Origin of the sequence: Weissella bombi, from assembly GCF_900094835.1 — a bacterium.
Classification (GTDB): domain Bacteria; phylum Bacillota; class Bacilli; order Lactobacillales; family Lactobacillaceae; genus Weissella; species Weissella bombi.
On record NZ_FMAO01000002.1, the window covers coordinates 178,201 to 192,965 of the forward strand.

General features: G+C 38.1%; 16 protein-coding genes and 2 tRNA genes. 14 read left to right on the forward strand and 4 right to left on the reverse strand.

The window, feature by feature from the left end; all coding sequences use genetic code 11:
• The first annotated feature begins 190 nt into the window (after nt 1–190).
• Together GA0061074_RS02995 and GA0061074_RS03000 are read left to right on the forward strand one after the other, a co-directional pair.
• On the forward strand, nt 191–886 hold the full coding sequence (locus GA0061074_RS02995; protein WP_092461720.1) for a response regulator transcription factor: 696 nt from the start codon (nt 191–193) through the stop codon (nt 884–886).
• Entirely contained in the window at nt 886–2,109 is a 1,224-nt protein-coding gene (locus tag GA0061074_RS03000) for a sensor histidine kinase (protein WP_092461722.1), read from the forward strand. The genes GA0061074_RS02995 and GA0061074_RS03000 overlap by 1 nt, the downstream gene beginning before the upstream one ends.
• Nucleotides 2,110–2,185: 76 nt before the next feature.
• Here the strand turns inward: GA0061074_RS03000 and rpiA are convergent, their stop codons facing one another.
• Nucleotides 2,186–2,887 (reverse strand): ribose-5-phosphate isomerase RpiA, encoded by a 702-nt coding sequence (gene rpiA, locus GA0061074_RS03005; protein ID WP_092461724.1) that lies wholly within the window; start codon nt 2,885–2,887, stop codon nt 2,186–2,188.
• Nucleotides 2,888–3,023: 136 nt separating this feature from the next.
• Between rpiA and mutY the strand changes: the two genes are divergently transcribed.
• The 11 genes from mutY (at nt 3,024) to GA0061074_RS03060 (ending at nt 12,262) form a co-directional block, all read left to right on the forward strand.
• Entirely contained in the window at nt 3,024–4,124 is a 1,101-nt protein-coding gene (mutY, locus tag GA0061074_RS03010; protein WP_092461726.1) for an A/G-specific adenine glycosylase, read from the forward strand.
• A gap of 65 nt (nt 4,125–4,189) precedes the next feature.
• The gene (rihC, locus tag GA0061074_RS03015; RefSeq protein ID WP_092461728.1) at nt 4,190–5,089 is read left to right on the forward strand and encodes a ribonucleoside hydrolase RihC; all 900 of its coding nucleotides are present in this window, start codon (nt 4,190–4,192) and stop codon (nt 5,087–5,089) included.
• A 118-nt stretch (nt 5,090–5,207) separates the two neighbouring features.
• Entirely contained in the window at nt 5,208–5,927 is a 720-nt protein-coding gene (gene rsmG, locus GA0061074_RS03020) for a 16S rRNA (guanine(527)-N(7))-methyltransferase RsmG (RefSeq protein ID WP_092461730.1), read from the forward strand.
• 13 nt (nt 5,928–5,940) lie between these two features.
• Complete coding sequence (locus tag GA0061074_RS03025) at nt 5,941–6,711, forward strand: ParA family protein (protein ID WP_092461732.1); 771 nt, start codon at nt 5,941–5,943, stop codon at nt 6,709–6,711.
• A complete protein-coding gene (locus tag GA0061074_RS03030; RefSeq protein ID WP_092461734.1) occupies nt 6,698–7,603 on the forward strand; it encodes a ParB/RepB/Spo0J family partition protein in 906 nt (301 codons plus the stop codon). The genes GA0061074_RS03025 and GA0061074_RS03030 overlap by 14 nt, the downstream gene beginning before the upstream one ends.
• Before the next feature lie 10 nt (nt 7,604–7,613).
• Nucleotides 7,614–7,799, forward strand: coding sequence for a DUF951 domain-containing protein (locus GA0061074_RS03035; RefSeq protein ID WP_092461736.1), 186 nt, complete (start codon nt 7,614–7,616; stop codon nt 7,797–7,799).
• A 24-nt stretch (nt 7,800–7,823) separates the two neighbouring features.
• Nucleotides 7,824–8,927: a redox-regulated ATPase YchF gene (gene ychF / locus GA0061074_RS03040; protein WP_092461738.1), complete on the forward strand. Its 1,104-nt coding sequence runs from the start codon at nt 7,824–7,826 to the stop codon at nt 8,925–8,927.
• 11 nt (nt 8,928–8,938) lie between these two features.
• On the forward strand, nt 8,939–9,679 hold the full coding sequence (locus tag GA0061074_RS03045; RefSeq protein ID WP_167550159.1) for a DUF1129 domain-containing protein: 741 nt from the start codon (nt 8,939–8,941) through the stop codon (nt 9,677–9,679).
• Between the two features lie 33 nt (nt 9,680–9,712).
• Nucleotides 9,713–10,402, forward strand: a complete 690-nt coding sequence (locus GA0061074_RS03050; RefSeq protein WP_092461742.1) for a response regulator transcription factor — start codon at nt 9,713–9,715, stop codon at nt 10,400–10,402.
• A gap of 105 nt (nt 10,403–10,507) precedes the next feature.
• Nucleotides 10,508–11,533 (forward strand): sensor histidine kinase, encoded by a 1,026-nt coding sequence (locus tag GA0061074_RS03055; RefSeq protein ID WP_240005829.1) that lies wholly within the window; start codon nt 10,508–10,510, stop codon nt 11,531–11,533.
• Between the two features lie 33 nt (nt 11,534–11,566).
• Complete coding sequence (locus GA0061074_RS03060) at nt 11,567–12,262, forward strand: phosphatase PAP2 family protein (RefSeq protein ID WP_092461746.1); 696 nt, start codon at nt 11,567–11,569, stop codon at nt 12,260–12,262.
• Nucleotides 12,263–12,518: 256 nt separating this feature from the next.
• Here the strand turns inward: GA0061074_RS03060 and GA0061074_RS03065 are convergent, their stop codons facing one another.
• Nucleotides 12,519–13,037 (reverse strand): DUF1836 domain-containing protein, encoded by a 519-nt coding sequence (locus tag GA0061074_RS03065; RefSeq protein ID WP_240005828.1) that lies wholly within the window; start codon nt 13,035–13,037, stop codon nt 12,519–12,521.
• Between the two features lie 193 nt (nt 13,038–13,230).
• Here GA0061074_RS03065 and GA0061074_RS03070 point away from each other — a divergent pair, with 193 nt between their 5' ends.
• Nucleotides 13,231–14,463: an MFS transporter gene (locus tag GA0061074_RS03070; RefSeq protein WP_092461750.1), complete on the forward strand. Its 1,233-nt coding sequence runs from the start codon at nt 13,231–13,233 to the stop codon at nt 14,461–14,463.
• Between the two features lie 131 nt (nt 14,464–14,594).
• Here the strand turns inward: GA0061074_RS03070 and GA0061074_RS03075 are convergent.
• Nucleotides 14,595–14,667 (reverse strand) — tRNA-Gln (locus GA0061074_RS03075).
• Nucleotides 14,668–14,676: 9 nt separating this feature from the next.
• Nucleotides 14,677–14,759: transfer RNA gene (locus GA0061074_RS03080), tRNA-Tyr, on the reverse strand.
• Nucleotides 14,760–14,765 lie beyond the last annotated feature (6 nt).

Genomic DNA, 14,765 nt, shown 5'->3' on the forward strand with positions numbered 1-14,765 from the left:
AATTTGTCACGGCTCTTTTTTTTGTGAAAGAAAACGAATTTTCAGCAATTATTAGATTTAGGCTCTATAATTAAGGATAGAACCTTAAATATTTAAGGTTTAGGTAAGCTGAAAATAGGCACATTTTAAGGTTCAACGCTTATAGTCACCTTTAAAAGATGGAAACAAACAAGTAAAGAGGGCAAATGTTATGGTTGAAAATACAATTAAATTATTAGTGGTTGAAGATGATTATGCGTTAAATGATACGGTAAAGGAAACTATCTCAGAACTCGGTGAAGTTGTGCAGGTTCATGATGGTGATGAAGGTTGGTTTGAAATTGAGTCTGGTGTATATGATGCAGTTATTTTAGATGTCATGTTGCCTGGACAAGATGGTTTTACAATTTTAAAGAAAGCCAAAGAGGCCTTTCCAAACTTACCAATTTTGATGTTAACGGCTAAGGGTGAATTAACGGACAAGATGCAAGGCTTTGATTTAGGAGCCGATGAATATATTACGAAGCCTTTCTACAAAGAAGAACTTTTGGCTCGTTTAAAGACGTTACTACGTCACACGGGTGTGTTAGGACAAGATGGCGCTTTGGAAGTTGGAAATATTCAAATTTTTGTAGATCAACACAAAGTATTAGTTGGTGATAAAGAAATTAGCTTGCAAGGCCGTGAATTTGGACTATTAGTTTATCTAGTACAACACGTTGGCCAAATTGTTACGAAGGATCAAATTTTTGATCGTCTATGGGGCTTTGATTCAGATACTTCTTTGACAGTAGTTGAAGTTTATATGTCTAATCTACGTAAGAACTTACGCCAAGCGGAAGCGCAAGTGAATATTAAGACATTGCGTAATGTGGGTTACACCCTAAACGCAACAGAAGAGGATTAATGGCTGATACCAAAGTGGTCAAAGAACCACATTATCAATGGCATCGATTTAAAAAGTGGTTGCAGAGGATCCGCGCTTCGCTACCACAGCAAGTAAAAATGACGATTTTAATGGTGATGGGTTTTACGTTTGTCTTCGTGTTAATTGGTACATTTACCATTAATCAATTTCGAACGGTTATGTATGGCAATGCGCAACATCGTGTTAGTCGTGCATTTGATGTGCAGTCCAATCGATTTGATCGACCAATTATTCAAACGGAAACGGCGCAAATCACGGATTTTGTCAGTTCTTTTAAAACGTTGAATTTGCCAAAAGAAAACAAAGTTTATTTACGCCAATATCGTGGTAGTTGGTACTTTTTTAATCGACGTGATGATGAATTAGCATATGTAGATGTGACAGCTGAACATGAATTAGTTGAATCATATCAAGTGCGCTTGCTTTGGATTTATGTATTATCAGAGTTGGCATTGTTGCTGATGGGAATGGCATTAACCCGAGCTAATATGCGCCCGATTATGCGATCGTGGAATCAACAGCGAACCTTCGTTGCGGATGCTGCACACGAATTTAAAACGCCAATGACGGTCATTCAAAATAATTTGGAACGTATGCTGGAGCATCCTAATGATACTGTGATGGATCAGGTTGAGAGCGTTGCAAATGCATTAACTGAAGTTAGACATTTAAATAATCTAACGGGTGATCTTTTGACTTTGTCACAGGCTGATGCTGATATTCCGTTGTTTGCTTTTGCGGAGATGGATTTGGCAGCAACAATTCGTGAAGTCGGTGATATTTATGCTTACAATGCGGCTGAGAAAAAACAAACTTTGTCAGTTAACGTTCCTGATACAGTACCAATTGTGGGAGATGCGCAACGATTACGTCAATTATTGGTTATTCTAACGGATAATGCACAAAAGTATGCTGGTGAAGGTGCTAGTGTAACAATTGAAGCTAAAGTGATCGGTAATAATGTGAGAATTATGGTTTCCGATACAGGACCTGGTGTGTCAGATGAAGATAAGAAACATCTATTCGATCGTTTCTATCGTATTGATAAGGCACGGTCGCGATCGACTGGTGGTCATGGACTTGGATTGTCCATTGCAAAATGGGTTGTACAAGGACATCGTGGTACTATCGATATTGTAGATAATCAACCTAAGGGAACCATTTTTAAAATTTTGATTCCTAAAGGACAAAAGAATGCGTAATAAAAAAAGCTTAACTTAACTAACCATTAATGGCGACAGTGCCGAAAAGTTAGTAAAGTTAAGCTTTTTTATATATTTAGATTAAAGGTGATGGGTGAGCGTTAAAAACGTCAACTGTTTCGTCTGGACGCCCAACAATCACTTGATCAACTACATTTAAGAATAGTCCGTGTTCAACGACTCCAACCATACTGGTTAGCTCACGACCTAAAGTAAATGGATCAGGCATTTTATCAAAGTGTAAATCAATTAGGTAGTTAGCTGAATCAGTACGAACAGGGTTACCGTTTTGATCTAAACGCCAAGTTGGCTTGTAGCCCTTTGCTTCAAGTCGCTTAAATAGTTGGTCAGCACCATATGGGATAACTTCTACAGGTAGGTAGTGAGTTAGGGTTTCTGATAGTTTTGAATCATCAACGACCCAAACGTTACGTTTTGAGTTAACGGCAACTATCTTTTCCCAAAGTAATGCTGCACCACCACCCTTAATGGCTGCAAAATTTTCATCAATTTGATCAGCACCGTCAATTGTTAAATCAATATGATCAACATCATCAACGTTGTGCATTGGAATGCCTAGCTTTGCGGCAGTACGACGTGTCTTATCAGAAGTTGGGACACCCTTAATTTTAAGACCATCTTCGGCAACACGCTTTCCTAGTGCCTCAATGACATAGGCAATTGTTGAACCAGAACCAATACCGACTACCATACCATCTTCAACTAATTCGGCTGCACGATACCCCGCTAATTTTTTCAGTGAAGTTTGATCTGTCATAAGGAAATGCCTCTTTCTATATCTATTATTATATCTATTATAGTTATATTATCTCTCATTAAACGAGGTTTAGGCAAATCGAAAATCATAAAATGTTACACTAGGTAAATAACTTTTAAAAAGGTGGCAAATTTTCATGATTGAAATGTGGGATGATGATAAAATAAACGCTTTTCAAGCAACATTATTAACTTGGTATGACCAAGAAGGAAGAGCAACATTACCATGGCGTCGGGATAGAGAACCTTACCATATTTGGGTTTCTGAAATTATGTTACAACAAACACAGGTTCAAACTGTTATTCCATATTTTGAGCGGTTTATGGCAACATTTCCAACTATCGCAGATTTAGCCGCAGCACCTGAACAATTGTTGTTAAAGACGTGGGAAGGCTTGGGCTACTATTCGAGAGTGCGTAACATGCAAAAAGCAGCACAACAAATTATTGATGATTATGCAGGTATATGGCCTGATAATATGCAGGATTTGCAAAAGTTGTCTGGAATTGGTCCGTATACTGCTGCGGCAATTGCCAGCATTGCTTTTAATGAACCTGTCCCAGCAATTGATGGAAATGCTTTTCGTGTGTTTGCGCGTTTGTTTAAAATCGATGCTGACATTGCACAGCCCAAAACACGTAAAATTTTCTTTGAATTAGGACAAAAAATAATTGATAAGAAACGACCAGGTGATTTTAACCAAGCAATTATGGATTTGGGTTCATCATATATGAGCGCTAAAAATTATGATAGTGAACATTCACCTGTTAAAGCATTCAATGCTGCTTATTTGGATGGTACAGAGGAATTTTATCCGGTTAAAACGAAGGCACCCAAGCCTAAGCCGGTAACGTATTTTGCTGTTGCTATAAAATCACCCGCGGGTTACTTGTGGGAACAGCGGCCAGCAAATGGCTTATTAGGTAATTTTTGGATGATGCCACTATATCCATTAACGGATTTTATAACTGATACCGATGCAAATTGGACTGAAGAGGAAATGATTCAGGCAACGCAGAAACGTTTAGCAACAGATTATGGTATTGTTGCGGAGTTAAAACGAGTACCTGGTCGACCAGTTACTCATGTATATACACATTTGAAATGGACCGTAACTATTTTGACAGCGGAAGTAGATGATCAGACGTTACGTCGAGGACAATGGCAGTCAATGGCGGCCATTCAAAAAGATCCGCAGCCAAAAATACAGGAAAAGATTTGGCAACGATTAAAATAATGAACCGCAAACATGCGCTGTCATGTGATACTATCTAAGTACCAAAAAGGGGATGAGGTGTAAAGATGACGCAAAAGATATTATTGGATATGGATCCAGGAATTGACGATGCAGCAGCATTATCAATTGCTTTAACGGATGATACATTTCAAGTAATGTTACTAACAACAGTTGCAGGTAATGTTTCAGTTGATAAAACAACTAAAAATGCGTTGCGATTAGTTGAATTTTTTAATCAAGAAAAAGTTGTGCCAGTTGCAGCAGGGGCTTCAGCACCATTGATTAAAAAGTATGCTGATGCAGCTGATGTTCATGGTGAATCGGGGATGGATGGTTGGCAATTTCCAGATATTAAAACAGACGTTTTACCTGAACATGCTGTCGTTGCAATGCGTAATGTTTTAATGAGTAGCCCAGAAAAAATAACAATTGTTGCAACAGGAGCATTTACTAATATTGCGTTGTTAATTCGCATGTATCCAGAAGTGCTCCCTAAAATTGCGCAAATTGTTTTAATGGGTGGAACCTTAGGAAAAGGTAACATCACTAATGTTGCAGAATTTAATGTCTTTACTGATCCGCATGCGGCACAAATTTTATTTACGTCTGGATTGCCAATTAAAATGATTGGATTAAATGTCACTTTACAAGCTTTGCTAAGTAAGGAAAATATTCGTAAATTAGGTGAAATTAATCAAACAGGTCAGATGCTACAAGCTTTATTTAATCACTACGCTGATGATCAGAATGGTGCTAAACCCATGCATGATGTGAATACGTTGTTTTATTTATCACAACCGGAATCGTTTGTATTTGAAGATTATCATGTTGAGGTAATTACTGAAGGACCCGCTAATGGTGCGACCGTTGCAAATAAAGAAACTGACAAAAATGTTAGCGTTGCCATAAAAGTCGATGTTGAAGCGTTCAACGATTGGTTTATGAAAAAAATTATTGCTATTTAATTGGTGTTTCACGTGGAACATTAGCGTGTTATATAATAGATTCAACTCGGTCATACTATTGAATAGATAGGCATTTTGCGGTATTCTTTTAGTATTGGAATCAGTTTGGAGAATAATAATGAATCCCGAAGAATTTGCGGCGGCATTACGCGAAAAAAACATTATTTTAGATGATAAACAACTGGCACAATATCAAACGTATTATGATCGATTGGTAGAAGTCAATGAACATATGAATTTAACAGCTATTACGGATCGAGATGAGGTGTATTTAAAGCACTTTTATGATTCGTTAACTTTGGCATGGGCTTATCCCAAGTTGCAAACTGAGCAACTTAGCATGGTTGATGTAGGGGCTGGTGCTGGTTTTCCATCATTACCATTAAAAATTGCCTTTCCACAACTAAAAATTACAATTATTGATGCTTTAAATAAGCGCATTAAGTTTTTGCAAGAATTAGTTGATGAATTGGGCCTTGAAGATGTGACTGTTATTCATGCTCGTGCAGAAGAATTTGGACAAAAAAAGGCCCCTAATCGTGAACAGTATGATGTGACAACGGCTCGTGCTTTAGCTCGTTTGAATGTATTGGGTGAATTAACTTTGCCTTTGGTAAAGGTTGGCGGTGTGCTACTAGCTATGAAAGGTAGTGCAGCCAATGAAGAACTCGAAGAAGCTCAAGGAGCAATCAAGAAGCTTGGTGGTAAAATCGGTGAATCAATACCGGTTAACTTACCAAATGGTGATCCAAGAACGATTATTGTAATTGAAAAAATTACTGCAACACCAAATCGTTATCCAAGAAAACCAGGAGATCCGGCGCGTAAACCATTGTAGGAAGGAGAAAATAATGGGACACATTATTGCATTAGCAAACCAAAAAGGTGGCGTTGGTAAAACAACGACAACGGTTAATTTAGCTGCTGCGTTAGCTACCTTTGGCAAGAAAGTATTAATTATTGATACTGATGCACAAGGAAATGCAACTTCAGGAACGGGTGTACATAAGTCTAATATTGAACAAGACATTTATGATGTTTTAATTAATGACGTACCATTATTGGATGTTGTTTTACCAACATCACACGAAGGTGTTGATATTGTACCTGCAACAATTCGTTTAGCTGGTGCAGAGCTAGAATTAGCCCCAGTTATGGCACGCGAATTGCGACTAAAAAATGCATTAGGTGATGTTCGTGAAAAATATGATTATGTATTAATTGATAATCCACCTTCACTAGGACTTGTAACAATTAATACTTTTTCAGCAGCAGATTCAATTTTAATTCCAGTGCAGGCTGAGTATTATGCGCTAGAAGGTTTGGGACAATTGATGAATAATATGAAATTAGTTAAACGTCATTTTAATCCAGATTTAGAAATTGAAGGTGTGTTGATGACAATGGTGGATCCACGTACTAATTTATCAGCCGATGTTGTTGAAAACGTGCGCGAGTACTTTGATAGTGAAGTATACGATACAGTAATCCCACGTAATGTACGTTTGTCAGAGGCACCTTCACGTGGAATGGCGATTATCGACTATGATCCTAAATCAAAGGGTGCTGAAGTTTACACAAACTTGGCAGAGGAGGTCCTTAAAGCTCATGGTGAAATCTAAGAAAACAGGTTTGGGGGGCCTTGGTGCAAAAGGTGGCGGCTTAGGCGCTTTATTTGCCGATCAAGGCTTGGATAATGCAGTCAATAGTGGTGACGAAGTACGAGAGATTGCAATTGAAAAAATTGTTGCTAATCCATTTCAACCACGACGCGTTTTTGATCAAAACAAATTGCAAGAACTAGCAGATTCAATTAAACAAAATGGTGTTTTGCAACCAATTATTGTGCGCCATAATCCTAAAGATAATAGTCAATATGAATTATTAGCTGGTGAACGCCGATGGCGCGCATCACAATTAGCAGAATTGACAACCATTCCAGCCATTGTACGTAAATTAGACGATGATCAAATGTTGCAAGCTGCTATTTTGGAAAACTTACAACGTGAAGATTTGACACCGTTGGAAGAAGCACAAGCGTACCGTGATATGATGGATGGTCTTAATCTAACCCAGGCACAAGTTGCTAAACGATTAGGAAAAGCTCGTTCAGCGGTAGCTAACTTTTTGCGATTGTTAAATTTGCCCGATGAAGTTAAGGACTTATTAAATGCAGGTCAGTTATCAATGGGACAGGCTCGAACTTTATTGGGACTCCATAATAAGCGTCGCATTACGCCAGTTGCTAAGCGTGCTGTTGCAGAAGGTATGACAGTTCGTCAATTAGAACAATTGGTTAATAAGTTGAACGAACAAGCAACGTCTACTAAAAATCAACCAAGTCTTTCACCTTACATTAAAGCGTCAACGAACGCATTAGAAGATAAATTTGGCACGAAAGTTCATATGACTCGTAACCGTAAAGGTGCTGGTAAAATTGAAATTACATATTTATCAGATGAAGATTTGAATCGGATTTTTGATACCTTGGGTATTAACCTTGATGATGAGTAAGGAGACGGCAATGTATAATTTACATGATGTTGTTGAAATGAAAAAGCCGCATGCTTGTGGCGTCAATGAGTGGCAGATTATGCGTGTTGGTGCTGATATGAAGATTGTTTGTCAAGGATGTCAGCGTCAAGTTGTCATGACCCGTCATGAATTTGATAAAAGATTTAAACGTGTATTGCAGAGTGCACAAGATTAAAGAAAAGAGATAGGTAAATATATAATGGCTCTTACAGCAGGAATTGTTGGCTTGCCAAACGTTGGTAAGTCAACACTATTTAACGCAATCACTAAAGCAGGGGCAGAGATGGCTAACTACCCATTTGCAACTATTGAACCAAATGTGGGAATGGTTGAAGTGCCAGATGATCGTTTAGCTCGTATCCAAGAACTAATCCCAGCTGACAAAGTAGTACCAACAACTTTTGAGTTTACTGATATTGCTGGTATTGTAAAGGGTGCTTCACAAGGTGAAGGACTTGGAAATAAGTTTCTAGAAAACATTCGTCAAGTTAATGCGATTGTTCACGTGGTGCGTGCGTTTGATGATGATGATATTACACACGTTTCAGGTAAAGTTGATCCATTGGATGATATTGAAACAATTAATACTGAACTTGTACTAGCTGATTTGGAATCAATTGACAAGCGTTATGCTCGTGTTGAAAAGACAGCAAAGTCAGCTAAGGATAAGGATGCGATTGCTGAATTGGCCGTATTGGACCAATTAAAGCCAGCTTTAGAGGCTGGTAAACCAGCACGTTCAATTGAATGGGATGAAGATGAACAAAAGATTATTCATGATTTGTTCTTGCTAACATCAAAGCCAGTGCTATATGTTGCCAACGTTGCTGAAGATGATATGGCTGATCCAGAAGCTTCTGAATATTATCAACAAATCAAGCAATATGCTGATAGTGAAAATGCAGGTGTTATCGGTATTTCAGCCCGTGCAGAAGAAGAAATTGCTGAAATGGATGATGAAGATAAAGCAGAATTCATGGAATTGCAAGGAATTACTGAACCAGGACTAAATCGTTTGATTAGAGCTGCTTACCACATGCTTGATTTGCGTACATTCTTTACAGCTGGTGGTAAAGAGACACGTGCTTGGACATTCCGTGCGGGCATGAAAGCACCACAAGTTGCCGGTGTTATCCACTCAGACTTTGAGCGAGGATTTATTCGTGCCGAAACGTTCTCATTTGAAGACCTTGATAAGTATGCATCATTAAAGGCAATCAAAGAAGCGGGTCGCCGTCGTTCAGAAGGAAAAGAATACGTTGTACAAGACGGTGATATCATCGAATTCTTGTTCAATGTTTAATTGGGGGAAATATGACAGAGTCAAAGGAACAAACACAATCACAGGCTACACAGCCGACATTGCCTACAGTTCAAGAACTGGCAACATCTGGATTAACGAAACGTAATCAAGAATTTATTCGTCAAATGGTTATTTTAGCTAATGGTGACGAATCAAAGGCAAAATTAATTACTGAAGTTGGGGCTAAGTTGTTAACGGCACAAAAGACGGGGCAAACGGCACGTCAATTGTATAATTCTCCTGCAGAAGCAATGGGATTAAAGACCGTTGAAGAAAAGCAAGAAGAATCACGTGGTTACGCTAGCTATGGTTTTTGGCCACTAGCAATTGATAATGCGATTGCATTCTTTATGATGTTTAGCTTTATGTTCGGTCTAACTTTGCTATTTAGCCGTAATACGGCGTCAATGCAAGGATCTGGTGGGGCCGCTGGTATTACGTCATTGATCTTAACGTCAATTTTGGGAGGAGTATTCTTCTCAGCCGTAACGTTAATGATTGCACCACGCCGTGATGGTAAGCATGTATCAATCTGGAAGAAGATTGTTGTAACCATTGTTGCGTTTGCTATCTGGTTTGTTGCATATCTTGGATTTGCTTACTTGCCACCAATTATCAACCCACTATTGCCAGGTTGGGCTTATATTATCTTTGCTGTTTTGGCATTCTTTGGTTTCCGTTACTGGCGTTCAAAGACCGGAATTCGCGGTGGCTTCTTAGGAACAAACACTACGCAATCACGTTCTAAATAACGGCTAGTTGTAAGAGACAGTGGAGGTAGATTGATGAAAATTTTGATTGTTGATGATGATCATGAAATTGCTGAACTACTTGAAATCTACGTTAAAAATGAAGGTTATGACCCAGTAATTGCTAGCGATGGTAAAGAGGCGATGACTAGAATTCGAACAAATCCAGATATTGGTCTGATTATTTTGGATATTATGATGCCTGAGATGAGTGGAACAGAGGTTTTGAAAGAGGTTCGTAAAGATAATCCGGTACCAATTTTGTTATTGTCTGCTAAGTCAGGGGCAATGGATAAGATTCAAGGATTAATTACTGGTGCTGATGATTATGTTACTAAGCCATTTAATCCGTTAGAGGTGATGGCGCGCGTGCGTGCATTATTGCGACGTTCTCAAAATGGTTTAGCTCAGGCAACTCCTGAGGTATTAGATGTTGGTCCGTTGACAATTAATAAAGACAGTCATGAGGTAAAGACGGCCGATGGCGTTGATATTAATTTGACGGCGCTTGAATTTGGTATTTTATACTTATTGGCGTCTCATCCTAATCGCGTGTTTAGTGCTGATGACATCTTTGAGCGTGTATGGCAACAAGAGTCAGTTGTATCAGCTAAAACAGTGATGGTACACGTGTCACACCTGCGTGATAAACTTGAAGCTGCCACTGGTGGCAATCAAGTTGTCCAAACTGTTTGGGGTGTTGGTTACAAAATTGAAGTACTTTAATGAAGAAAGGCAGTGGGGATGAAACTAAGAATGCTGAGTTGGCTTAAATTAACAGTCAAGGCAGTGGTTTCCGCCCTGCTTTTTGTATGCACAGAGCTAGGCATTATGTTAATGCTACAGCCAAAATGGCAAGGCCATAATATTTGGGAAGAAATCAGTTTAATTACGAAACATTCGCCATTTTTGGTGATTATCATTGGACTTATTTTATTAGTCCTTTGGTTATTCTTATTGTGGCGTTTTTATCAACGTACAAAATTAGATGATTTAATCGTGGCGGTTCATGATTTAGTGCCACAAGTTGGTGATGCAAAAAGCCCGGGTCTAGCTACTAAACGTTGGGGTCGACGTTTTCGACCATTGGTTAATAATATAAATAGTGTTTATGACGCTGCACAACAAGCGATTATGGAAGAGCATGCGATTGAGCGTTCAAAAGATGAAATGGTAACAAATGTTTCTCACGATTTACGAACGCCTTTGACGTCCATTTTGGGCTATCTTGGTTTAATCATTAACGATAGCAAGCAACAAAAGCTTAGTCGTGATGAAATTATGAAATATGCTAAAACGGCTTATGATAAGTCCGGTCAGATGAAATCGTTAGTTGAAGATTTATTTGATTATACGCAGGTTCGTCAAGTTGATTTTAAGCTTCATTGGGCACCATTAGATTTGGCGGCAATGTTACAACAATTAGCAGTTAATTATGAATTAGAAGCTAAAGAAAAAAATGTTGTCATATCAGTGGTATCAAAGCCGACCGTTATTGAAATGATGGGTGATCCAGATCGTTTGGCCCGCGTATTTATGAATTTGATTAATAATGCACTAAAATATGGTGAAGACGCAACGTTCATTCGTTTAACAGCTAAGGTTTTTGCTGAAAAGAACGAAGTTGAAGTGCGTGTAACTAATAATGGTGCTAAAATACCAGCAGAGTCATTGGAACGTTTGTTTGATCGTTTTTATCGTGTTGAAAGTTCACGTAACGTTAAAACAGGTGGTACTGGACTTGGATTAGCCATTGTTGATGGCGTAGTTGAAGCGCATGGTGGACGTGTCAGAGCTGAATCAGACGACGAAATGACGAGTTTTATTATTAACTTGCCACTTATGCCTGAAGATTAAAGCTTATTGTAAACTGGAAGGGTTTAGCATCGAATGACAAATAATAAAATAGAGTTTAAGGCTAGCCAATTAATTTGGGCAACTGTTAGTTTGATCCTATTTCTTGGCATGAGTAGTATGGTGATGTCGAATAGTACTGCGATCAATCATTTTGATGATAATGTGACACAGTGGATTCAGACAACGTTTGGATTGCCAAAGATGGATTATGCGCATGGCTTATTTAATAGCTGGATGACGTTTAGTGCGACTTATGGTGATGCGAAGACCATGGTGATTGTTACCTTTATTGTAGCGATTGTATTGTTCCTAAGACGCTACCAAATTCTATCCCTATGGTATTTAGGGGTTGTGGGAACCGGTGGTATATTAGGTATTATGATGAAAAATTTAATTGAACGTTCACGACCACAAGGTCATTTGGCGATTGATGATGGTTTTTCATTTCCAAGTGGTCATGCAGTCAGTGTGACATTGGTTTGTTTAGCGTTGGTTGTTATTTTTATTCCAATGTTAAAAAAGTCATGGGCCAAAATCACTTCATATATAGTTGTTTTGCTATTCTGGTTTAGTGTTTTGTTCTCGAGAATATACTTTAGTGCACATCATTTAACTGATGTTTTGAGTGGTGTTCTATTAGGAATTTTTTGGATTTGTATTGCGATGGCAATTTATGGCATGATAAGCGTCTGGTTGAAAGATGTTATCTTTAAAAAATCAAAAATTTAATATAAAGCAGTACTTTTTTATGCAAAAAAGGTAAACAAAAAAGGTTGGAACAAAGGAAATTGTTCCAACCTTTTTTGTTTAAAATGCATTAATTATAAGCCTGTATGTTTTATAGCATAAACGCGTTTCAAAAGTCTGAAGACGAAATATAACGTAAATTGCTGCAATCCGTGTCCAGCGCGTTGCTACGGCCAAAAATTACGCCAATAACGTTACACACCGGCTTCAAAACAACTTTTGCCTCGCTCTCAAAAAATTATTTCGTTGTAGGAACTTCCTTGATAGGACGGTTTCTTTGTAAGGTTGCAAGTATTTTTTCAGCTTCTAATTTATGGAATAACACACTAGCGGCTGAGTGCATTAATTTTGCTTCATCAGAAGCATCATCGCTAGTGACATCTGTCGGATTTTTAAAGTAACCTGATAGGATGTCTACGAAAGTATTAAAAGCATTTTTAGGATAATCGTAAGCCGTTACTTGATCGATAGCGGCACGAATCTGATCTAATGAAAAAATAGGCTTTAATAAGGAAATAATTAATATGTCCGCAATTTGTAAAGTCTGATAACGCTTTTTTATGGGTGCTAAAATCATCTTCTTTTTAACGTAATTATTGATCATCGTTGAAGTAACTGTTGGCAGTTCCAACGGTGTTAGAACCGTATTAACATATTCAACGACTTGGTCCATGTAAAGATCAAGGTTAGGCAAATCATCCCAATGAGGGAAAAGGATGCCTTCAAAGTTATTTTCTTGTATGTTGTTTTCACTCACTATAGTTACCTTCAGTTCGTTGTGTAATATATAACTGCTATTATAGCATTTCTAGACTATAAAACTAAATAACACGATTATACAGACTAATAATAAGCATGAATCTGTTAAAAAACTATTAATTGGGACAAGCATGAGAAGCTTATGGTAGTATAGAAACAATTTGATTTTTGGGCATTGGAGGTAGCAGGGTATGCAGGAATTTATGGCTTTGAATCGCAACCTAAAGTTAAGAACGTTAACAGTTTTTTTGACGGTCTTACTGGGAAGCTCGATTGGGCCAAACATGACAATTTATTATGTGCAATATTTTGGTGCATTTATTTCAGGAATTTTATTGATGGTTGTATCGGTAGCTGGTTTTATTGCCGGACTATATGGTGGTCATTTATCTGACGTGTGGGGTCGGAAAAGAACAATGCTAACTGGATCTGCTTTAATCATTATCGGTTATGGGCTAGCGATGCTAATGAATGCCCCTTGGTATACAAATCCATATATCACGTTTATTGGTTTCTTATTAGCATCTGTTGGGTCATCGTTTGCAGATCCCGCAGAGCAGGCAATGATGATTGATGCCTCAACGGTTGAAAATCGAAAATTCGTTTATGCGTTGATATATTGGGTGCTTAATATTGGTGTAATGATTGGTGCAGCAATTGGTGGTTGGTTCTTCCGTGATTATCTATTTGAATTACTACTAGGATCAGTCGTAGTTGGTCTTGTTAATGCATTTATCATTAAACTAGGTATGGCAGAGACTTTGGATATGACACATGTTCAAGCTAATTCTTCCGTATGGAGTGCTGTTAAGTCTTATGGGCAAGTTTTGTCAGATAAGCGTTATGTGTTATTTATGTTTGGTTCAATTTTTTCCGTAGTAATTTATTCGCAACCAGATTTTTATTTGGCAGCACATCTAACAAAGTCATTTCATGATTATACTTTCATGGGTATTCATTTCTATGGTCAGCGTATGCTGTCGTTTATGCTGGTTATTAATACAATTTTAATTATATTAGTGATGAATTATATTAATCATTATACAAACCGATGGGCGTTGCGTCGTAGTTTTGCATTAGGAACATTCATGCAAGGGTTTGGTTTTGCAATATCGTTCTTGTTGCATGATTTCTGGCCGTTAATTATTGTCACATTTGTCTTTACGTTGGGAGAAATTATTAACGTACCATCAAGTCAAACGATGCGTGCAGACATGATGAATCCATTAAAGATAGGTGCTTATTCGGGTGCGTTTGCGGCAACGCGACCTGTAGGAAATATTTTAGCCGGTTCAATGGTGTCATTGTCACAGTTTACTAATGACTGGGGAATGGCTGGTGCACTAATGGTAGGGACATTTATTGCAATTGTCACGATTGCAAAGGCTTCGAAGATGCCAGCACCATTTGAAAGTAAAGGATAATAACTAAAGAAAGTTGGGACAAACGAATTTGTCTCAACTTTTTTAGTTAATAATGTATTGGTGTTTCAAAAGGGTTTTTTGAATAAAATAAAAAAGCCAACAAGCGTAATCGCTCATTGACTCTTTTTTAGCTGGGATAGCTGGATTCGAACCAGCGAATACACGGTACCAAAAACCGATGCCTTACCACTTGGCCATATCCCAATGATTAAATGGGGGCTATAGGATTCGAACCTATGAACCCGAAGGAATGGATTTACAGTCCACCGCGTTTGACCGGACTTCGCTAAACCCCCATATAT